This window comes from Chthonomonas calidirosea T49 (assembly GCF_000427095.1).
In the GTDB taxonomy this organism is placed as follows: domain Bacteria; phylum Armatimonadota; class Chthonomonadetes; order Chthonomonadales; family Chthonomonadaceae; genus Chthonomonas; species Chthonomonas calidirosea.
In genome coordinates, this window is record NC_021487.1 from 2832837 (window position 1) to 2853299 (window position 20463).

15 protein-coding genes, 2 tRNA genes and 3 rRNA genes are annotated in these 20463 nt (G+C 55.9%); 17 read left to right on the top strand and 3 right to left on the bottom strand.

From position 1 onward, the window contains the following. The first annotated feature begins 193 nt into the window (after positions 1-193). The 8 genes from CCALI_RS11935 (at position 194) to CCALI_RS11970 (ending at position 7840) form a co-directional block, all read left to right on the top strand. Complete coding sequence (locus CCALI_RS11935) at positions 194-1420, top strand: glycosyltransferase family 4 protein (RefSeq protein ID WP_197409316.1); 1227 nt, start codon at positions 194-196, stop codon at positions 1418-1420. Beyond that, positions 1417-2400 (top strand): SDR family NAD(P)-dependent oxidoreductase, encoded by a 984-nt coding sequence (locus tag CCALI_RS11940; protein WP_016483738.1) that lies wholly within the window; start codon positions 1417-1419, stop codon positions 2398-2400. Before CCALI_RS11935 ends, CCALI_RS11940 begins: the two co-directional genes overlap by 4 nt. Positions 2401-2448: 48 nt before the next feature. After that, complete coding sequence (gene gmd, locus CCALI_RS11945; protein ID WP_016483739.1) at positions 2449-3486, top strand: GDP-mannose 4,6-dehydratase; 1038 nt, start codon at positions 2449-2451, stop codon at positions 3484-3486. An 81-nt stretch (positions 3487-3567) separates the two neighbouring features. Further along, complete coding sequence (locus tag CCALI_RS11950) at positions 3568-4593, top strand: glycosyltransferase family 2 protein (RefSeq protein WP_016483740.1); 1026 nt, start codon at positions 3568-3570, stop codon at positions 4591-4593. 137 nt (positions 4594-4730) lie between these two features. Then, positions 4731-5798 (top strand): NAD-dependent epimerase/dehydratase family protein, encoded by a 1068-nt coding sequence (locus CCALI_RS11955; protein ID WP_016483741.1) that lies wholly within the window; start codon positions 4731-4733, stop codon positions 5796-5798. Between the two features lie 213 nt (positions 5799-6011). Next, positions 6012-6470: a DUF7577 domain-containing protein gene (locus tag CCALI_RS11960; RefSeq protein WP_016483742.1), complete on the top strand. Its 459-nt coding sequence runs from the start codon at positions 6012-6014 to the stop codon at positions 6468-6470. Positions 6471-6543: 73 nt separating this feature from the next. Beyond that, positions 6544-7104, top strand: a complete 561-nt coding sequence (locus CCALI_RS11965) for a hypothetical protein (protein ID WP_016483743.1) — start codon at positions 6544-6546, stop codon at positions 7102-7104. Next, positions 7088-7840 carry a ComF family protein gene (locus CCALI_RS11970; RefSeq protein ID WP_016483744.1) on the top strand — a complete coding sequence of 251 codons (753 nt, stop codon included), beginning with the start codon at positions 7088-7090 and terminating at the stop codon, positions 7838-7840. Before CCALI_RS11965 ends, CCALI_RS11970 begins: the two co-directional genes overlap by 17 nt. Positions 7841-7844: 4 nt before the next feature. Here the strand turns inward: CCALI_RS11970 and CCALI_RS11975 are convergent, their stop codons facing one another. Continuing rightward, a complete protein-coding gene (locus CCALI_RS11975; RefSeq protein ID WP_016483745.1) occupies positions 7845-9107 on the bottom strand; it encodes a M48 family metalloprotease in 1263 nt (420 codons plus the stop codon). A 282-nt stretch (positions 9108-9389) separates the two neighbouring features. Here CCALI_RS11975 and hisD point away from each other — a divergent pair, with 282 nt between their 5' ends. From hisD to rrf, 8 genes are all read left to right on the top strand, one after another. Next, positions 9390-10679 (top strand): histidinol dehydrogenase, encoded by a 1290-nt coding sequence (gene hisD / locus CCALI_RS11980; RefSeq protein ID WP_155850552.1) that lies wholly within the window; start codon positions 9390-9392, stop codon positions 10677-10679. Continuing rightward, on the top strand, positions 10676-11269 hold the full coding sequence (gene hisB, locus CCALI_RS11985) for an imidazoleglycerol-phosphate dehydratase HisB (RefSeq protein ID WP_016483747.1): 594 nt from the start codon (positions 10676-10678) through the stop codon (positions 11267-11269). The genes hisD and hisB overlap by 4 nt, the downstream gene beginning before the upstream one ends. Positions 11270-11313: 44 nt before the next feature. Next, positions 11314-11538, top strand: a complete 225-nt coding sequence (locus CCALI_RS11990; protein ID WP_016483748.1) for a hypothetical protein — start codon at positions 11314-11316, stop codon at positions 11536-11538. 798 nt (positions 11539-12336) lie between these two features. Next, positions 12337-13874 (top strand): 16S ribosomal RNA (locus CCALI_RS12000). A gap of 147 nt (positions 13875-14021) precedes the next feature. Further along, positions 14022-14095 (top strand) — tRNA-Ile (locus CCALI_RS12005). 22 nt (positions 14096-14117) lie between these two features. Continuing rightward, positions 14118-14190 (top strand) — tRNA-Ala (locus CCALI_RS12010). Positions 14191-14506: 316 nt separating this feature from the next. Beyond that, positions 14507-17350 (top strand): 23S ribosomal RNA (locus CCALI_RS12015). Between the two features lie 145 nt (positions 17351-17495). Beyond that, positions 17496-17612: ribosomal RNA gene (rrf, locus tag CCALI_RS12020) — 5S ribosomal RNA — on the top strand. Together the 16S, 23S and 5S rRNA genes with 2 tRNA genes alongside form the textbook arrangement of a ribosomal RNA operon. Positions 17613-17717: 105 nt before the next feature. Here the strand turns inward: rrf and CCALI_RS12025 are convergent. After that, positions 17718-18983, bottom strand: coding sequence for an MFS transporter (locus tag CCALI_RS12025; protein WP_016483749.1), 1266 nt, complete (start codon positions 18981-18983; stop codon positions 17718-17720). Positions 18984-19199: 216 nt separating this feature from the next. On the opposite strand from CCALI_RS12025, the gene CCALI_RS12030 reads away from it, so the two are divergent. Next, complete coding sequence (locus CCALI_RS12030) at positions 19200-20105, top strand: PilZ domain-containing protein (protein WP_016483750.1); 906 nt, start codon at positions 19200-19202, stop codon at positions 20103-20105. Between the two features lie 23 nt (positions 20106-20128). Here CCALI_RS12030 and CCALI_RS16220 read toward each other — a convergent pair whose 3' ends face one another. After that, entirely contained in the window at positions 20129-20398 is a 270-nt protein-coding gene (locus CCALI_RS16220; RefSeq protein ID WP_016483751.1) for a hypothetical protein, read from the bottom strand. Between the last annotated feature and the right edge of the window lie 65 nt (positions 20399-20463).

The following is a 20463-nucleotide window of genomic DNA, read 5'->3' on the forward strand; positions in this document are numbered from 1 at the left end:
ATGATCGCTCGGAATCGTCTGCGCTGAGAGGAAGTTGTTCTCTAGTTTATTTTTGCTTTAACCGATAACTAACCGGGCGAACTCTCCGTTCTGCAAAACTCGTCGGTAAAAGGAGAGAGCCTTGAACGGAAAATGCGCTCGATAGTCCATAATAATAACGGTAGGAAAAAACCTGTAAAGAAAAGTTTTTAGGATGCCCATGCGAATCCTGCTTGTAGCGCAAAACTATCATCCGTTTATTGGTGGGGTGGAGACGCATGCCCGCCAAATCGCTCATGAGATGAGCAAAAAGCACCACGTGGACATAGCAGCGGGCAACTTTCTTCAAAAAAAACTTCCCACGCGCCTTGCCGTCCTCGGCACGAGCCTACTGGTCCCTTCCTACCCTAGCTACCAAGACGGCCCTGTTTTTGTGCACTCGCTGACACCCAAGCTGTTTGACAGGGTGCGCATGTTGCCGATCGCGCTCCGATGCGTTCCCAAACTATGTAGCCTGGCCTATCATTCCCTCAATCGTTTTGGCTATCCTTGGTATCGCAATGTCTATCTACCTAAACTGCGAGCGCTCGTGCAGGGGGTGGATGTCGTCCACTCTCTCGCGGGCGGCTATTTGGGCTGGACAGCGCAAGAGGCGGCCAAACGTGCGGGCGTTCCCTTTGTATGCACCCCCTTCTGCCATCCACATCAGTGGGGCGATGGCCCGGAGGATATCGCCTACTACCAAAAAGCGGATGCCGTGATCGGCCTTGTGGAGACCGACCGCGACTACCTCGTTTCCATCGGGGTGCCAAAGGAGAAGACCCATGTGATCGGGGTCTCCCCAGAGCTACCGGAGCGCGCCGACCCAGAGGAGTTCCGCAAGCGACACGGGTTAGAGGGGGTTCCCATTGTGCTCTATGTAGGGCGGATGATGCCTCAGAAAGGGGCGAAAGCGGTGTTTGATGCGGCTCCGCTGGTGTGGGAGCGGTTTCCAGAAGCGCGTTTTGTGTTTATTGGGCCGGGCACGGTGGATTGGTTTCAAGCAGCCGACCCTCGTATCGTTTTTCTCGGAAAAGTAAGCTTTCAAGAAAAAGCGGATGCCCTCGCCGCCTGTGATATCTTCTGTATGCCCTCGCTCAGCGAAATTCTGCCGACGGTTTACCTTGAGGCCTGGAGCTACGGAAAGCCGGTGGTTGGCGGCATGGCGCACGGTCTGCCGGAGCTAGTGGAAGGTAATTGTGCAGGTCTTAATGTCTCCCAAAAACCACCAGAAGTTGCCGAAGCTATTATCAAACTATTAGCCAACCCAGAGTTGCGCACCCGCTTTGGTGAGAATGGGCGCCAGCTAGTATGCCAGAAGTACTCTGTGGCGGCTGTTACGCAAGCTCTACTAACCCTCTATTCCAGCCTTTTAGAAAGTCGAGAAACTGTGGCCCTATGAGCCTTAACGCTTACGAAGAGAGTTTTCGCAACACCGCGATCGTCGTTACCGGCGCTGCTGGTTTTATCGGGTCGCATCTGGTTGAACACCTGGTGACCCTGGGCGCCAAAGTGACGGCGGTGGATAACCTTCAGGCGGGAAGCTGGGCGAATCTGCGGGCGGTAAGCGATCGCGTGGTTTTTGCCGAATGCGATGTGCGTGACGCGGATGCTATGGGCGCCCTCGTCGAAAAAGTTCAGCCGAATTATGTGTTTCATTTGGCAGCAAATGCCTCCGTCCCAGGCTCCGTGCAAGACCCTGTCTACGATTTTGAGGCTAACTGTGTGGGCACATTTCGAGTGCTAAACGCCTTAAGGGGGCAGATGGCCTGCCGCAAGGTGGTGGTGGCCTCCTCCGGTGCCGTCTATGGGGAGCCGGAGGCGTTCCCAATTACGGAGGAATCTCCCCTTCGCCCTATCTCTCCTTACGGCGCTAGCAAGCTGAACACCGAGATCACCGCCCAGATGATGCATCGCGTCTATCAGGTGCCGGTTGTTATCGCCAGACTTTTTAATGCCTACGGTCCGCGCATGGCACGCTTTGTGGTGCTCGATTTTCTAAAGAAGTTGCAGCGCGACCCTTATCGTCTGGAGGTGCTGGGAACGGGCCAACAGATCCGCGATTTTACCTACGTTGCTGATACGGTGCAGGGGCTGCTAGCCCTTGCTCTAAAGGGGGACTGTGGCGAGGCTTATAATGTTTCATCGGGGAAAAACTGCTCGGTAACGGATTTGGCGAACGCGATCATCGCGGCACGTGGCCTCAGCGGCAAAACCCGCATCGAATACACCGGCAAAAGCTGGGTGGGCGATGCACAGCGCTGGGAAGTTTCCATTACGCGACTCAAGGCCCTGGGCTACCAACCGCAGTATACGCTGGAAGAGGGCTTGCGCGAGACTATCGTTTGGTTCGATACAACCTACGGCCCTACGGCAATGTAAGAGGATAGCCGCTAAGATAACCTATGCAGTGAGAAAGAGGACGAGAAGATGACGAAACGCGCCTTAATTACAGGCATTACAGGGCAGGATGGCGCCTATTTGGCGAAACTGCTGTTAGACCACGGCTACGAAGTCTACGGAGCCTATCGGCGTAGCGCCTCGATCAATCTTTGGCGCTTAGCGGAACTGGGCATCGCCAACGCGGTTAAACTGGTGTCTCTGGAGCTGCTGGAGTATTCTAACATCCTACGTTGTCTTGATCAGGTTCAACCGGATGAGGTCTATAATCTGGCCGCCCAAAGTTTTGTAACGGCCTCATTTGACCAGCCCATCTACACAGCAGATGTGGACGCTTTGGGCACTACGCGGCTGTTAGAAGCCCTGCGACAGGTTCGACCGGAGGCGCATTTCTATCAGGCCTCCACCTCCGAAATGTTTGGCAAGGTTCGCGAGGTGCCGCAGACGGAGGAGACGCCATTTCACCCAAGAAGTCCCTATGGGGTGGCCAAACTCTACGCTCACTGGATAACAGTGAACTATCGGGAATCCTACGGCATGCACGCAACTTCCGGCATCCTATTTAATCACGAGTCGCCCCTGCGTGGACAGGAGTTCGTCACCCGCAAAATCACCTCCTCCCTAGCACGCATTCGACACGGGCAGCTCGATGTGTTGGAGCTTGGCAACCTCGATGCAAAGCGAGACTGGGGGTTCGCTGGCGACTACGTTCGCGGCATGTACCTGATGCTGCAGCAGCCACAAGCCGATGACTATGTGCTGGCGACCGGCGAGACTCGCACGGTGCGCGAGTTTGTGGAGGTCGCGGCGCGCTACGCGGGATTCGATATCGTGTGGGAGGGCGTGGCGGAGAACACACGCGGCATCGATCGAAAAACCGGCAAGGAGATCGTGCGGGTGAACCCCAAACTCTACCGCCCGGCCGAGGTAGACCTGTTGCTAGGCTGCCCAAAGAAGGCCGAGACGAAGCTGGGCTGGCATCGAGAGGTGAGCTTTGAGGGGCTTGTGGAAAGTATGGTGCGCGCCGATCTTGACCGAGCGGCGCGCGGTATGCTTGATTCACACTAACAGCCACGGCGCTCGACTTGTGAGTGGGGTTGCGAACAGGTCACCAGCGCGAGAAACATCTGTGAAAGGACATCTACTCCTATGACTGCCGATTCTCAGAAGCCGACGATTATCTGCCTCACCCCTGTACGAAACGAGGCATGGATTCTAGAACGAATTTTAGCAAGTACTAGCTTGTGGGCCGACCATATTGTGATTGCCGATCAGTGCTCAAACGATGGGTCCCGCGAGATCGCCTCGCGCTTTCCGAAGGTGACGTTGGTAGATAACAGCTCTCCAGAGTGGGACGAAGGCGTACGCCAACGCCTTCTTTGGAACGAGGCGCGAAAGATCCCCGGTAGGCGCTTACTTTTCGCGTTGGATGCAGACGAGGCCCTCACCGCTAACTGGGCAGAAAGCGAAGAGTGGAGAAAGGCGTGGAGTGCTCCCGAAGGCACGGTGATCTACATGGATTGGGTGAACATCTATCCGGGGTTTGAACAGTGTTGGATCCCGCCCCACCCCATTCCACGTGGCTTCATGGACAATGGTGTCGAACATAGTGGTGAAAAGATACATGGCCCGCTGGTACCACAGCCGCAGAGCGGCCATCGGATTGTGTGGAAAGAGATTAAACTTCTCCATTTTCAATATGTTAACTGGGAGAGAATGAAAAGCAAACAGCGGTGGTATCAGGCTTGGGAGCGCCTCAACTTCCCTTCGAAGCGTCCTATTACGCTCTACCGACAGTACCATCATATGGATGCGCGACCTCCACAAGAGATGCATCCGGTACAAAGAGACTGGCTGGAGGGCTATGAACAGCATGGCATTGATTGGAGGGCGCTGCAGGAGGAATCGAAAGCGCCTTACTACTGGTGGGATGAAGAGATCGTGGCGATGTTGCTGAAGCACGGTACCCGTAAATTCCGCAAAATAGCCTTGTGGGATGTAGATTGGGAGGAGAAAGCAAGGCGGATGGGGCTCAACGTGCCGCCAGGCCTGCTGGCCGACCCGAGAAGCACTTTTGAGAAAAAGGTGCATCGTTGGCTGGCGGCCACGCAGGGGAGGCAGTATGAGCGGAAGATACGCCTCCTTCAGCGTGCGCTCCGGCTCTTCGGATGGTAAGACGCTTTGCCAGTCTCAATGCCATGTAAGGACATGAGGGGAGCTCACGCACACCGAAAAGTTTGTAGACTCTCATCCCCTAGGTTGGAAGGGGGAGAGTAAGGTACGATAGACTATACCAACTTGAGGGAGAGGAAATGAAGAAGATTCTGGTGACCGGTTCGTCTGGCCTGATCGGCTCGGAGGTGTGCACCTACTTCGCCCACGAAGGCTGGGAGGTGCATGGAGCCGACAACAATGCGCGGGCCTTCTTTTTCGGGCCGCAGGGCGATACGCGTTGGAATCAGCAACGGCTTCAAAGGGAGCTACCTAACTTTGTCCACCATGAGCTAGATGTGCGCGATAGACCCGCTGTTCTCCGACTCCTAGAAACTTTGCGCCCTGATGCCATTGTACATACGGCCGCTCAACCCTCGCACGATCTTGCTGCGCGCATGCCCTTTGAGGATTTCGATACGAACGCGGTGGGCACCATGAACCTACTAGAGGCCGCGCGACGCTTCTGCCCCGAATCGCCCTTCGTGCATATGTCTACCAACAAAGTCTATGGCGATGCGCCCAACGAACTTCCCCTCAAGGAGTTGAATACCCGATGGGACTACGCCCGCCCCGAAGATTACGATGGCATTACGGAACAGATGCGTATTGACCAGAGCAAGCACTCCCTTTTCGGCGCCTCTAAGGTGGCTGCCGACATTATGGTGCAGGAGTACGGCCGCTATTTCGGCATGGGCACCTGTTGTCTGCGCGGCGGTTGTCTCACCGGGCCCAACCACTCCGGCGTAGAGCTGCACGGCTTTTTGAGCTATCTCATTAAATGCAATTTGGAAGGGCGTAAATACACCATTTACGGCTATAAGGGCAAACAGGTGCGCGACAACATCCACTCCTACGATGTGGCCCGCTTCATCCACGCGTTTATTCGCAACCCCCGGTGTGGAGAGGTCTATAACCTTGGTGGAGGCAGAGGAAATAGCTGCTCTATCCTTGAAGCCTTCCAGATGGCTGAGGCCGTGTCCGGTAAGAAGATGGTGTACGAATATGTAGACAAAAATCGTGAAGGCGACCATATCTGTTACATCAGCAACCTCTCCAAAATGCGAGCGCACTACCCTGAATGGAACATCTCCAAAAGTCTCTCTGACATCTTCGAAGAGATTCATGCCTCGTGGGTGGAACGTCTAAAGGCTTCCGCCTCACACTAAGTAACGTTAACCTCAGAGAGATGGTCGCTGTCTGCCTAGCTGCACGATAACAAAGATGTGCCTCTAACACCGTCCCTAACAGAAAGGGTTTTATGCGCCTTTTCCGCAAGGGCGACGGCCAACTCTGTGCCGAAAAGCCCTCTTTAAACCGTATCAAAGCCATGGGTAGAATGTAGGGGATCGTATATAGGCAATGGTGAAAGGAAAGCTATCATGGCAGCGAGCTCAGGACGCATTGTGTGCCCGCGTTGCGGTGCAAACAACTTCGATACGGCTTCCTTTTGTTGGAAGTGCCAATCGCCGCTTTCGGGGACCGCTCCCATCGTGGGGAATCCACCCCCGCGCGCGGGCACGTCGGAGGCTGGGCGCGCCTACGTCCCTCCAACCGTTTTAGCTGGCGATGAAGGAATGGCCAAACGGGCGGCGCTGTGGCTGGCCATTACGCTGCCCTATGTGGGGCTACCTATCGGATGGGCGTTTATGATGATGAGCGACAACCGTCAGCGCCAGCAGATCGGAAGGTTCTGTGTCCTGTGGAGCTGTGTTGCTATGGTGTTTCATCTCCTGCTGCTTTTTGTTGGCCTTCAATCGCTTACTTCGATGCTCTCCAGTCTGCCCTCCCTCATTCACAGCCTGCAAGGCGCCAATGGCGGAGGGCTTGGCGGGAACTAAGCCTGAGGAACGCATCTTTATTTACCAAAAACTAACAATGGATGCCTAGTTTGCTCGTCCGGAGAAGAGAAGCTTGAAAACCTCGGATCATAGCACGACCTCGCCTGCAAGCCGAAAGACAGCCGCCGACGTTGCGTCCGTGGCCGTAGTCGTTGCAAACGAGGGAAACCTACCCAAACGTACCCCAAAGAAGGGGATATCACAGGCCGTGTTGCAGGCCGATGTAGAACACGCACGGCGTATGGCCGGTAGTGCACGTGAAACGCTGGATTGGATGGTGGAACGCCTATCTCTGCCCTGCTTTGCCTTCGATAGATCGGCAAAGATCGTGCGCTGGAACCAGGCATTGGCCCTGATAACCGACTTGGCCCCGCAAAATGCACTGGAATGCACGTGTGCCGATCTGTTGCACCCACAGGTTCTGCAGCACCTTGAGGCGGAAGGGCTATTTCAGGCCGGTGCCCCGCTGTTGGCGCGGCTGGAGGTGCCGCGGTGCATCGAAGGGCCTATCAAAGTTGTTAAAGAGTACACGGCACGCCGCCTTCAGCTGATACCCCTACACCACATTCCCGGCTGCATCGAGATGGTCTTCGTGCTGTTGGAACCCCTGCCCTGCCATGAAAGTGGACGTTAAGGCGTTTGCCGCGCTCTGCTTTCACGGTTTACTAGACCTTGTCTATCCGCCGAAGTGTCTGCTATGTGGCACACTGCTGCCCGAAGGGGCGTTGTGCACCGCCTGCATCGCCTCATTTGAAACTCTGCAACCTCCGTTTTGTGTTCGTTGCGGGGCACCCACGCTTAAGGCCTCGAGCTGGTGTCTGCAGTGTGCTGCCGGTGAAGTGCCGGCATGGGATTGGTCGTTTGCGTTCGGGCGTTACAGCGGAGGCCTTCGAGAGGCGATCCACCGACTGAAGTACGGGGGGAGCACCTCTTTGGCGGCCCCTTTGGCTCATCTGTTGGCAAACGCCTTCCATGTGGGAGCTATTCCTGAAGACGCCCTGCAGATCGGCAATCTCGCCTTCGATATCGTTGTTCCGGTTCCCCTACATCCAAAGCGTTTGCGCCAACGAGGGTACAACCAGTCGGAGCGAATCGCCTTCTATTTTGCTAAAGAAAAGGGTTGGCGATTGGAGACTCGGGGCCTGAGGCGCGTACGCTTTGCAGGCCCTCAAACCAGGTTGGGAGCGGCTGCGCGACGCGAGAACGTTGTTGGTGCTTTTGAGGTAACCGAGCCAGAGCGGTTTAGAGGGCTTTCCGTGGTCTTGGTGGATGACGTCATCACCACAGGGTCTACTTTAGGCGAGATCGCCAAACTGTTGAAGCAGGCTGGAGCGGCACGGATATGGGTGCTTGCCGTTGCACGCGACTAGGCGCTTAATTAGAAAACTCGATCTGCCGCATCTGGAGGATCTGGATGATCGCGTTGCCGAGCGACTGCTTAAGTTGTTCCAGCGAAGTTCCTTGCGCTTGCGCATCGGCATTCGTCAGAAAGAGCGTGTTGCGCAGCATAATTCCCTCGCCGTTTGGGGCGTAGTGGATTTCATAGGCCTGTAGACCACTGTCCAGCAACTGATCGAGCTTGGCGGCGAGGGCAACAGCTCTCTCATGTGCCGATTCCCCATCGAGCCCAACAACGCTGCAGACCACAATGCCCTTCACACTAATTTGTGCCAAATCGCCGCTGCCCTTCTTAACGTCGGTAACATTGGCGCGCCAAGTCGGGTCGGCTGTGGTGATGCTGAGGGGAATGTGGAGGCTTGCTAACAGGTTTTTGGCCGCCTCTACACGTTGCGGAGTGGGAGGGTGATCACGCAGGATGCCTAGCTCCTGCGGGGTTTCTGTGTTGGCCAGGCGACTCATGAAGGTGTACATGGCGGCGGGGTCAAAGTGCGTGTGGGTAAGGAGCAGAATGGAGTAGTGGTCAGCGTCCTCTTCCGCGTGCACAGAATAGCCGTTTATACGCGCAATTTGATACAGCTGCGAGCCGTTGGCCAGGAAAAAACCGGCCCCAGCAGTACTGTTATCGCCAAAATGTCCAGCAATGATCATTCCGATGGCGGCCAGCTGAAGCGGCGTAAGGATGTTTTGAAGTTTGCCCTGTTCGTGTAGCAGCTTGAGAATGTGATGATGCATAACGTGTCCCATTTCGTGGGCGAGCACGGCGGCCAGCTCATCGTCGGAATGAACGAAATCCATAAGGCCTTTATCCACGAAAACAAAGCCGCCAGGATAGGAGTAAGCGTTTACGTCTTTATCGTCTACCAGATAGAAGGAGAACTTGAAAGGCTTAAAGTTCGGGTAACCCCAAAGAGCGGGAATGGGATAGCGATCGGCGACGTCCGCCAACTCTTGACCTATCTTTTGTAGGCGCTCATACTCCGGGCCTGAGGTAATGAGCTTGAGATGCTTCATGTCCTCTTGCGCGGCCTCTTTGCCCAGTTTTACCTCGGGATCGGTATCGGGGGTGTAGACAATAGAACCGCTCTCGGACGTTGGGCTGGGTTTTGCTGAGGTGCTAGACGTTTGAGCATAGCTGGGCCGGCCCCACAGTAAACTCGCCGCAAAAATCACAAGGCCAAGGAGAAGCAGACGACTTCCTTTAGTCCAACAGCGGACTCCATCTTCCGAATCGCTCATTTTGGTGCAACCTTTCACCTAAGGGAACATTTTCCCTATTTACACAATACCCTACTTTAATAGACGTTTTTTACCCCTTATCCGTATCCATAAAATTTGAGATATACGGCTACAGCCTTCAACCCTCTTATTATTTCTCCGTAGCTCCCCTCATCAAAGCCCCTATCTATCGAACCGACGGTCAATCGCTCTCTTTCGCTGTGTGAAGAGCACAAACTTCCCTTCCTCTTTTTAGGGCAGGTATACTTTGTTATTCGCATGGGAAGGAAGCTAATACCTATTGTGCGCATTGTAAACGTAGCTGAGATCGGTTTTGAACAGGCCTGTGCCGCCGTCCGACGCACGACTCTGCAGGACAACCCCGAGGTCGAGCGAGTAGTGCGCGAAATCGTGGAGCGGGTACGCACGGAGGGCGACACCGCTCTTGTGGAGTTAGGGCGGCGTTTCGATTCTCCTCAATTGACGTCACTTGAGGTATCTGGTGAGGCGATGCAACAGGCGCTTCACACGCTGCCACCAGCGCTCCGGGCAGTGTTGGAGCAGGCGGCAAGCCGTATCACCGCTTTTCACGAGCATCAGAAACGAACAAGCTGGATGGACGCGCGCCCAGGTTGGGTTACCGGTCAACTCATACGGCCATTGGAGCGGGTGGGTATCTATGTGCCAGGAGGGACGGCGGCCTATCCATCCACCGTTCTCATGACCGCCTTACCTGCGCGGGTGGCTGGGGTGAAGGAGCTCGTTCTCTGTTCACCGGCTCAGAAAGAGGGTAGCGTCTCTCCTCTCGTCCTTGCAGCGGCCGCTTTGGCAGAAGTGGATAGAGTTTTTGCTGTGGGGGGGGCGCAAGCCGTGGCGGCGATGGCTCTTGGCACTCAAACCGTGCCATCGGTAGATAAGATTGTAGGGCCGGGGAATGTATGGGTTAACACCGCCAAGAAGCTGCTTTGGGGGATAGTAGATATAGACATGTTAGCCGGCCCTAGCGAGGTGTGCATCGTGGCCGATGAAGGAGCCAATGCCGTTTTTGTCGCCTTGGATATTCTTACCCAATTGGAGCACGATCCGGCCTGCGCTGGTTATCTCATAACGCCTTCTGCTGCGCTAGCTGCTGCCGTGGCTTCCGAAATAGAGCGGCAGCTGGAACACCTTCCACGTCACGCCATTCTTCGGCAGGCTTTAGAGCGTAACAGTCTCTTGATGGTGACTGAGACGATGGAGCAGGCTCTCGCGTTGGCCAACGTTTGCGCCCCAGAGCATCTCGCGCTCATGGTGCGCGAGCCCTTGGCGTTGCTTGGCTCGGTAAAAAATGCGGGAGCGGTGCTTTTGGGAGACTACACGCCCCAGACGCTGGGGGATTATATGGCCGGCCCCAGCCATACGCTGCCTACAAGTGGTACAGCGCGCTATGCCTCTCCCCTTCATGTGGAGACCTTTCTCAAGCGAACCAGTGTGATCTACGCGGCACCCGAAACGCTAAACCCTCTTATTCCTTCCCTCGCACTGCTGGCGCGCGCTGAAGGTTTTGAAGCCCACGCGCGAGCTGCTGAAGCACGACAGGAGAAGACCCTATGAGCGCACCCCGTAAGGCCACCCTACATCGTAAAACCGCAGAAACCGATATACATATTGAGGTCGCTCTCGACGCTGAGGGGCGCTTCGAGGGAACCACAGGTGTAGGCTTTTTCGACCATATGCTGGCCCATATCGCTCGACATAGCCTAATGAACCTTACCGTGCAGGCCCATGGTGACCTGCATATTGACGACCACCACACGGTGGAGGATACGGGCATCGTGTTGGGCCAAGCACTAGCTCAGGCTTTGGGCGATCGAAGCGGCATTGTTCGCATGGGACACGCCATTGTGCCTATGGATGAGGCGCTCGTGCTATGTGCCCTTGATATCAGTGGAAGGGGCTACCTAAGCTGGGAACTACAGCTTACCACGCCACGTTTGGGCGATTTCACCACGGAGATGGTACCGGAGTTCTTCCGTGCGGTGGCGCTTCATGCGGGCTGGACAATCCATCTGCGCCAGATAGCAGGAAGCAACACTCACCACATTATCGAGGCGACCTTCAAGGCGTTTGGGCGGGCACTTGCCCAAGCCTGTAGTATCGATCCACGTGTGAAAGGTGTGCCCTCCACAAAGGGGGTATTGTAGCTCTTCCTGAGGTGAAGGGCAAGAGGGCATGGAGGAGAGTTACCATGGAAGAAGACGAGTGGGAGGAGACCCCCCATCCACAACGCGTTACCGTGCGCATTTTGTTGGTGATCGCCTTGATCGCTGCGCTAATTGGGGCGATACGCTGGGCAATCAATATTACGGATGCCAATGCGAAGCAGGTCTCAGGAAATCTCCTCCAGATCGAGAAAGAGCTTGCCAAGCCAAGCGCACAGGGCCCTATCGTTCAGGTCTACTCCGATCGGTAAGCAGCAAAGACAGGCGGCTTGACTCAATCGCTGCCAGAACTTGGTGGCAGTTTTTTCGGCGGATAGATATAGCCTCTGGCGATCTCTACTCGCCGGCGGCTCTACCCTAAGACGAAAGTTTGCTTAGAACCCTCTCTGGCTTGAGTTTTGCTAGAAAATGCAGCTTTCCCCAGAGCCGGCCTTGTTTTGCTAATTTGTACTAGAACCGCCTGCCTATAGCTTTTTACCTTCCAATACCTCGTCCCAATTCGGTCTAGTGTCGGCAAGGGGCTCGTCCAAAGCGTCACGACAAGGCCGCTGCTTCGACAACTCCCTCACGATAAAAAGGGGAAAGCGCCGGAATCGAAGCGGCAGGTCACCTTCTACACGATTTCCAGGCCTTATAGCATAACCCTTTAGGCCGATCGAGCATCATCTCCGCTGTCTGGGGACGTGGGGTCGAAAAATTCTGCATTCTTCCCTTGACAAACACGCAAGGGCTGGTGTATATTATGCGGGCGTCTGGAAGGAGCCTGCAGCCATGTAGGCAGGCCGAAGACGCAGTGCCCAACGCTTCCAGAGGGAAACGCTGGGAGACACAGGTCCTTAAGAATTGAGTCGCGTGTGACGGAGCAACGTCATGATACTTCCCTGTTGAGGGGAAGAGAGTGACCTTGCGCCTTATAGAAACAGCCAGGTTTATAAAACATCTCGAAGTCGAAGTCGGATTTGTTGATGGCATCCTCTCCATGTGTGGGCTTTTTCTCGTCCACTAAGAGCTGGAAGCCAAAACAAAGAACCGACTTGACATAACGGTTTTCAACGGAGAGTTTGATCCTGGCTCAGGACGAACGCTAGCGGCGTGCCTAAGAAATGCAAGTCGAGCGGGGAGAGCTCCGCAAGGGGTTCTTCTAGCGGCGAACGGTCGCGTAACGCGTAGGCAACCTGCCCTACAAGACCGGGATAACACCTCGAAAGGGGTGCTAATACCGGATGGTGTCGTACGGAGGCATCTTTGTACGATGAAAACCGGGCGAAGAGCCACGGGCTTGAGGAGGGGCCTGCGTCCTATCAGCTAGATGGTGGGGTAACGGCCTACCATGGCGACGACGGGTAGCTGGTCTGAGAGGATGGTCAGCCGGACTGGGACTGAGACACGGCCCAGACTCCTACGGGAGGCAGCAATTAGGGATCTTGCGCAATGGGGGAAACCCTGACGCAGCGACGCCGCGTGGAGGAGGAAGGCCTTCGGGTTGTAAACTCCTTTTCTTGGGGAAGAAGGAAGTGACGGTACCCAAGGAAGAAGCCCCGGCTAACTCCGTGCCAGCAGCCGCGGTAAGACGGAGGGGGCGAGCGTTGTCCGGATTTACTGGGCGTAAAGGGCGCGTAGGCGGGGGAGCGCGTCTACTGTAAAAGTTTGGGGCTCAGCCCCAAAAGGTCGGTAGATACGGCTCTTCTTGAAGCAGCTAGGGGGAGATGGAATTACCGGTGGAGCGGTGAAATGCGTAGAGATCGGTAGGAACACCCGTGGCGAAGGCGGTCTCCTGGGGCTGTCTTGACGCTGAGGCGCGAAAGCTGGGGGAGCGAACGGGATTAGATACCCCGGTAGTCCCAGCCCTAAACGATGGATACTAGGTGTCAGGGGTATCGACTCCTCTGGTGCCGTCGCTAACGCAGTAAGTATCCCGCCTGGGGAGTACGGCCGCAAGGTTGAAACTCAAAGGAATTGACGGGGGCCCGCACAAGCGGTGGAGCATGTTGTTTAATACGTCACAAACCGTAGAACCTTACCAGGGCTTGACATGCGGCGCACCGTGGTGAGAGCCACGTTCTCCGCAAGGGGACGCCGACACAGGTGTTGCATGGCTGTCGTCAGCTCGTGTCGTGAGATGTTGGGTTAAGTCCCGCAACGAGCGCAACCCCCATCCCATGTTGCCATCGGGTAGTGCCGGGCACTCTTGGGAAACTGCCGGGGTAACTCGGAGGAAGGTGGGGATGACGTCAAGTCAGCATGGCCCTTACGCCCTGGGCTACAAACATGCTACAATGGACGGTAGACAGAGGGTTCCGAACTCGTGAGGGGGAGGCAATCCCAAAAATCCGTCCACAGTTCAGATCGCAGGCTGCAACTCGCCTGCGTGAAGTCGGAATCGCTAGTAACCGCAGATCAGCGAAGCTGCGGTGAATACGTTCCCGGGCCTTGTACACACCGCCCGTCACGTCACCTGAGTTGCCTGCACCCGAAGTCGGTGGGGCAACCCCGCAAGGGGAGCTAGCCGCCGAAGGTGTGGGGAGCGAGGGGGACGAAGTCGTAACAAGGTAGCCGTACCGGAAGGTGCGGCTGGATCACCTCCTTTCTAAGGGTTATGGGGGGAGGATAGAGAGGAGTGCTGAAACCTTCAGCCTCTCTACATACCTCCTACCACCTTGATGTCGATACCTGGTCTGTGATAAGCGCAAGCGCTTCCGTCCACGCGACGTTCTTAGGACATGTTGACGGCCGCGGGCCTATAGCTCAGCTGGTTAGAGCGCACCCCTGATAAGGGTGAGGTCTGAGGTCCGAATCCTCATAGGCCCATCCCGCCACAGCGGTGGGTTTTGGGGGCTTAGCTCAGCTGGGAGAGCGTCTGCTTTGCACGCAGAAGGTCAGCGGTTCGATCCCGCTAGCCTCCACCTGCAAAAAGGAAGCACGACCACCCTTGACAAAAGGGAAAGGGATGTGGTAGATTAAACCTCGCCGCGCGACGCAGAGAACGCGCGAGACCGCCGAAGAGGCGGGGCCTCTTGCAGCAGAGATGGCAAGGGTCAGAACGAAGCACTTTAATAACTGAATAGTGGAAACGCAGCATCTTTCAGAAAGAAGATGAAAGCAGCATAGAGCGCATGCTACAAGCGCGGCTGCAGTTCTTCTGTGGAAACGCTCATCTTTCGCGCGATATCGCAAGGTATCGGGGTGGAAAGAGGGTGAGCGTGTGCAGCAGAGGAAGCAGCTAAAGATACACAGGGCTGCTGGTGGATGCCTTGGGGCGATGTGCCGATGAAGGACGCGCCAAGCGGCGATACGCGGTGGGGAGCTGCAAGCAAGCGATGATCCACCGATCTCCGAATGGGGCAACCCGGCGGGTGTAACGACCCGTCATCCCGCTTTGCGGGAGGGGCACGAGGGGAACTGAAACATCTAAGTACCCTCAGGAAAAGAAAGCAGATGCGATTGCCTAAGTAGCGGCGAGCGAACGGGCAACAGCCTAAACCGACAGGCCTGTCCTGTCGGGGTTGCGGGGCCGTCAATACGGGGACCGATACGGTGTTCTAGAAAGTGCCTGGAACGGCGTGCCATAGAGGGTGAGAGCCCCGTATGGAACGTTGTGTCGGCTCTAGACGGTACCCAAGTACCACGGAACACGAGGAATTCTGTGGGAATCTGGGAGGACCACCTCCTAAGGCTAAATACACATCGCCACCGATAGTGAACCAGTACCGTGAGGGAAAGGTGAAAAGCACCCCGGGAGGGGAGTGAAAGAGAACCTGAAACCAGTCAGCCCGCAAACAGTCAGAGCCTCCCGTTAGGGAGGTGATGGCGTGCCTTTTGCATAATGACCCGGCGAGTTACTGGCGGTAGCCGCTTAAGCCACTCTGTGGCGTAGGCCGAGCGAAAGCGAGTCCGAATAGGGCGCGTTAAGGTTGCCGTCAGTAGACCCGAAACTGCGTGATCTACCCATGGTCAGGGGGAAGCGGGTTTAAGCGCCCGTGGACGCCCGAACCAGTGTACGTTGAAAAGTGCTTGGATGAACTGTGGGTAGTCTGGTGAAATGCCAATCGAACGCAGAGATAGCTGGTTCTCCCCGAAATGCATTGAGGTGCAGCCTCATTCGTTCTGTCTCGCAGGTAGAGACACTGGATGACCTAGGGGCCTTCCCGGGTTACCGAAGTCAACCAAACTCCGAATGGCGAGACACCACAGAATGGGAGTGAGACTGTGGGGGATAAGCTCCATAGTCGAGAGGGAAACAACCCAGACCTTCCGCTAAGGCCCCCAAATGTGGGCTCAGTGTGAAAGGATGTGAGGGTGCACAGACAACCAGGATGTTGGCTTTGAGGCAGCCACCATTTAAAGAGTGCGTAATAGCTCACTGGTCGATGTGTCCTTGCGCCGATAATGTAAGGGGGCTTAAGCCCACTGCCGAAGCGAAGGCGTGGCCCGCAAGGGCTACGGGTAGGGGAGCGTTGCGTTCTCCGGTGAAGCCGTAGGCGAAAGCCGCGGTGGAGGGAACGCAAGTGCGAATGCCGGGATAAGTAGCGAAAAGACGGGTGAGAATCCCGTCCGCCGAAAGCCTAAGGTTTCTTAAGGAAGGCTCGTCCTCTTAAGTTTAGTCGGTCCTAAGGCGAGGCCGCAAGGCGTAGCTGATGGCTGTCCGGTTGATATTCCGGAACCGGGTGTAGGCGTTGAATGGCCGGGGACACTTCTCTGGCGTCCGTCGTGCAGCTGGTTGCACGTTGGGGTAACCCACTAGTGGAGCCCTTCGGGGCAAAGCGAAGCGGGCAAAAGAGGGGTCGAGAAAAGCCGGTCTGGAGCCTACATTCGACCGTACCGCAAACCGACACAGGTAGGCGCGTAGAGGATACGAAGGCGCTCGAGATAACTCTCGCTAAGGAACTAGGCAAACTGACCCCGTAACTTCGGGAGAAGGGGTGCTCCTCGCAAGGGGAGCCGCAGTGAAATGGGCCGAGCGACTGTTTACCAAAAACTCAGGTCTGTGCTAAGCCGAAAGGCGACGTATACGGGCTGACGCCTGCCCAATGCCAGAAGGTTAACGGGAGGGGTCAACCGCAAGGTGCAGCCCCGAACTGAAGCCCTGGTGAATGGCGGCCGTAACTATAACGGTCCTAAGGTAGCGAAATTCCTAGTCGGGTAAGTTCCGACCCGCACGAATGGCGTAACGACTTGGCCGCTGTCTCAGCGAGAGACTCGGTGAAATTGTAGCATGCGTGAAGATGCGCATTCCCCGCCGCAGGACGGAAAGACCCCGTGGAGCTTTACTGCAACCTGTCATTGCGTGGCGAATATGGATGTAGAGCGTAGGTGGGAGCTTCGGCGCCAATGGAACACCACCCTTCTGTATTCGCTACGCTAACCCGCAAAGTGAGCCTTTGCGGAGACCGTGGCAGGTGGGCAGTTTGACTGGGGCGGTCGCCTCCTAAAAGGTAACGGAGGCGCCCAAAGGTTGGCTCAGCCTGGTTGGAAATCAGGCAGTGCGTGTAAGGGCATAAGCCAGCTTGACTGTGAGGCCGACGGGCCAAGCAGAGACGAAAGTCGGGCCTAGTGATCCTCTGGCTACGCGTGGGCGTGCCAGGGCTCATCGGACAAAAGCTACCCCGGGGATAACAGGCTTATCTTGCCCAAGCGCTCACAGCGACGGCAAGGTTTGGCACCTCGATGTCGGCTCGTCGCATCCTGGGGCTGGATCAGGTCCCAAGGGTTGGGCTGTTCGCCCATTAAAGCGGTACGCGAGCTGGGTTCAGAACGTCGTAAGACAGTTCGGTCCCTATCCGCGGTGGGCGCAGGGATTCTGAGGGGGGCTGACCCTAGTACGAGAGGACCGGGTTGGATGGACCTCTGGTGTACCAGTTGTGCCGCCAGGCGCAGACGCTGGGTAGCTACGTCCAGAAGCGATAAGCGCTGAAAGCATCTAAGCGCGAAGCGCGCCCCAAGATGAGAATCCCCACAGCGTGAAGCTGGTAAGGTCCCCGGCAGACTACCGGGTTGATAGGCGGGAGGTGTAAGCATGGTGACATGTTGAGCCGACCCGTACTAAGTGACCGAGGTCTTTAGCGCTATCCCTCGCTGTACGCGCACCCTCTCTTTCCTCCCGGATACCTTCCAAGAAAGAGAGCGCGTGTAAAAACTGCATCCGCATATCGTCTGCGCTCCTACGCTGCTACGCGTTTCCCTTCAGTTTGTGCCTCGTGCACTTCCCTCTTCTGGTGGCCATGGCGACGGTGCCCCACCCGTTCCCATCCCGAACACGGTCGTGAAAGCCGTCTGCGCCGAAAATACTGGAGGGGCAACCCTCTGGGAAGATAGGACGCTGCCAGAATCTCTGCAAAAACCGCCGAACGATCCCTGCGATCGTTCGGCGGTTTGCTTTGTCTGCAGAAAAAAGATGCCTGCGCTAATTCTGAACCCTACGCTAACGCGTCGCTTACTGCGGTAGCCCCTCCTGAGAAGGTTCAGGAATGAGAAGCGCGATGAGGAGAGCCGGTATGTAAAGCCACGCGACCCATACGAGCGCCCGTGCAAAATTGGAGACGGGTGCCAGAACCCCAAAAACGACGGTGCCAATGGCCGCCACAATGCGACCGGTGTTGTAACTAAAACCGGCACCTGTGGTACGCAGAAGGGTTGGAAAAAGCGGGGGGATGTAGAGCGGGTATAGCCCAAAGACGCCCTGAGAAAAGAAATGAGCCCAGATGATGTAGTACAGAATCGTTACATGGTTGTGCGGAAACGCATAGGCCGCTAACATGCCAAGCCATGCCCCAATAAAGGTAATGGAGATGGCGATTTTGTAGCTGTACCGATGTGCGAGAAAAGCTGCGAAGTAGTTGCCCCCGATGGCCATAATGGTGGTGATGAGACTGGCCAAAGCCACATAGTGTTGCTTTTGTACGTCGCTCCAATGCGCGATGTCGGGGAGTTGCCGTAACTGCTGAGGATACCAGAAGATGAGCGCCCAAACGGTGGTGAGCGAGGCAGAGCAGATAAGTAGGGAGAGAATAGTGGTACGACGCACCGGGCCGCGAAATAGCTCGATAACCGGTGGGTCGGGCTGCTGCTGTTTTGCGGTAGTCCATTCTTCTGGTTCAGGGACAGCACGGCGAATCCAATAAACCAGGAGGGCCGGCAAAGCCCCCACCAAAAACACCAGACGCGGGTTTGCCGCGAAGACCCCAGCTGCTAAAGTCGCTATCAAAATGCCGCATTGAAAGGCCGATTGTAAGGTGGCGCTTACCCATGGGCGCCAACGCTTTGGCCATGTCTCGCACACGAGAGAGGAACCGGCCGCCCACTCTCCGCCAATGCCCAGTGCGGCCAGGAAACGAAGCCCTAAAAACGTCTGCCAGTTGGGAGCCAATGTGGAAAGCCCAGTGCAGAGCGAAAAAAGCAAAATGGTTAGCGCCATGGTGCGACTGCGCCCTATCCTATCGCCCACGCGACCGAAAAGGGTGCCTCCTAGCGCCCACCCCACCAAAAGTGCCGCTTGAATATAGCTGCCGATGTGCACTATCGTTGTCTTGGCTGTGCCTGCAGGTACCAGCATGGGCACCAGCGAACCAGCAACCAGCACGTAGAGCGTGCTATCCATTCCATCAAAAAGCCAACCTAGCCAGGCAGCTAATCCACCCTGTAGCTGACGCGATGTGAGATCACGAAGAGAGTTAGGCTCGGAGAGCGATTGAACCGACATCGGCAAAAAGTCCTCCGGAAAATTCTTTCCTAAATTCGTCGCTTCGTCGTCTATATCCTGCTGGTAAGAAACAAATATGCGTTTGTATCTTGCTTTGCTAACTGTGATCTGCCCTCCGTACCTATCATCTCCACGCTTTAGGAAAGAGAACATGCCTAAAGAATAACGTGGAATTAGCGAATCATAATTCTGAAGGCTAGCCGAAGGGAGAAAAGCGTGGCCGCTTTCTGGGCCGCCATTGTTGGGGCGCTGAGCGTTACCTTAATCGGTCTCTGGCAATCGAGCATCCGCTACTACACTTGGCGACGGCTTAAACGCCGCTCTGAAGGGATGATGGTCTCTGCCGAGCTGTTGTGGCAGACGAATAATCCATGTCTCGTATTGCGGCCGCCGGGCGAAATAGGTGCCGAGCCGATCTGCATTCCCGCTACCCTATGGGCGGTGAAGCGCTATCACCTCTATTTCTTATCAGACCTTGATAAGGGCTGCCTGCCGGAAACAGCGGTCGAATGGCTGCAGAAGGGAAACTTACTCTTTGTCGAAATGACTGGAGAGGCCGCAATCTATCGTGCAGAGGTTCGACTCTGCGGAATCCGTAGCCATGCCCAAGGTCTTTTAATAAAGACAACTCGTCCGTTTTGGGCTGTGCGCATTCAACGTCGCCAGTACGCTCGTGTTGCCGTTGCGTTGCCTATCGTGCTAGAACGCATGGAGGAGACGTCCGTTCATCAGATTGCTGAAGAGGTCGTGAAGCCATCAGAGCGTTCAGATCGGCAAACTCAGAGACAACGCTTCGATGCAGTGTTGTGCGACCTCTCTGCAGGTGGCTTTCGTGCGGAACTGCTTTGTGAGGGAAGCCCTCAAGCGGCGGCCATGTTGTCGGAGCTTCTAGCGCCTCAAACGATGGTGACGGTGCACCTACCTATCATCGGGTTAGAAAAAGCTCGGTTGCGCGCACGCGTGCTTACCTGTGATCGCATCTTAGCGCGTTGTGGGCTGGGCGTTCGTATTGCCTGCAGTTTTCTGGCCCCTGAGCCTTGGGAGCAAGAGGAGATCATGCACTTTGTCTTTCAGAAACAGCGGGAGGAACTGCAGCGCCGGCGTCCCTCCCGTTTCGTCTAGAGGCTTAGGTTTGCGTAACTCTGCTAGTGCTTCTTATTGTGACCGTCTTTGTGCCGATTCGTGTTAGCCGAGTGGTGAGACGGTCGCGTTGTATGTTGTCTTGCTTTAGAGCTGGAGCGATGCGCCGCTACACGATTCAGCAGTCGCTGCATGGCCGCCAGATGTGTTTGCGCCCTCCTGAGGTCTTGCTGGAACTTCGTGGGGCGGTAGATTTGTGCTTGCGCCGGTGCTGTCACCAAAAGCAGGGCGAACAAACCCATCGAAATCACCATTTGGGTGACAACAGTACGCATCTTTCTGTTTCCTCCCTTGCAAGCTGTTTTTGGTGGGAAGCCCCGGATCGTTCTATTTTCACGGC

Bases quoted from the DNA above. Each gene is read 5' to 3' on its own strand.
- CCALI_RS11935 (WP_197409316.1), top strand. From the start codon at position 194: ATGCCCATGCGAATCCTGCTTGTAGCGCAAAACTATCATCCGTTTATT.
- CCALI_RS11940 (WP_016483738.1), top strand. From the start codon at position 1,417: ATGAGCCTTAACGCTTACGAAGAGAGTTTTCGCAACACCGCGATCGTC.
- gmd (WP_016483739.1), top strand. From the start codon at position 2,449: ATGACGAAACGCGCCTTAATTACAGGCATTACAGGGCAGGATGGCGCC.
- CCALI_RS11950 (WP_016483740.1), top strand. From the start codon at position 3,568: ATGACTGCCGATTCTCAGAAGCCGACGATTATCTGCCTCACCCCTGTA.
- CCALI_RS11955 (WP_016483741.1), top strand. From the start codon at position 4,731: ATGAAGAAGATTCTGGTGACCGGTTCGTCTGGCCTGATCGGCTCGGAG.
- CCALI_RS11960 (WP_016483742.1), top strand. From the start codon at position 6,012: ATGGCAGCGAGCTCAGGACGCATTGTGTGCCCGCGTTGCGGTGCAAAC.
- CCALI_RS11970 (WP_016483744.1), top strand. From the start codon at position 7,088: ATGAAAGTGGACGTTAAGGCGTTTGCCGCGCTCTGCTTTCACGGTTTA.
- CCALI_RS11975 (WP_016483745.1), bottom strand. From the start codon at position 9,107: ATGAGCGATTCGGAAGATGGAGTCCGCTGTTGGACTAAAGGAAGTCGT.
- hisB (WP_016483747.1), top strand. From the start codon at position 10,676: ATGAGCGCACCCCGTAAGGCCACCCTACATCGTAAAACCGCAGAAACC.
- CCALI_RS11990 (WP_016483748.1), top strand. From the start codon at position 11,314: ATGGAAGAAGACGAGTGGGAGGAGACCCCCCATCCACAACGCGTTACC.
- CCALI_RS12025 (WP_016483749.1), bottom strand. From the start codon at position 18,983: ATGTCGGTTCAATCGCTCTCCGAGCCTAACTCTCTTCGTGATCTCACA.
- CCALI_RS16220 (WP_016483751.1), bottom strand. From the start codon at position 20,398: ATGCGTACTGTTGTCACCCAAATGGTGATTTCGATGGGTTTGTTCGCC.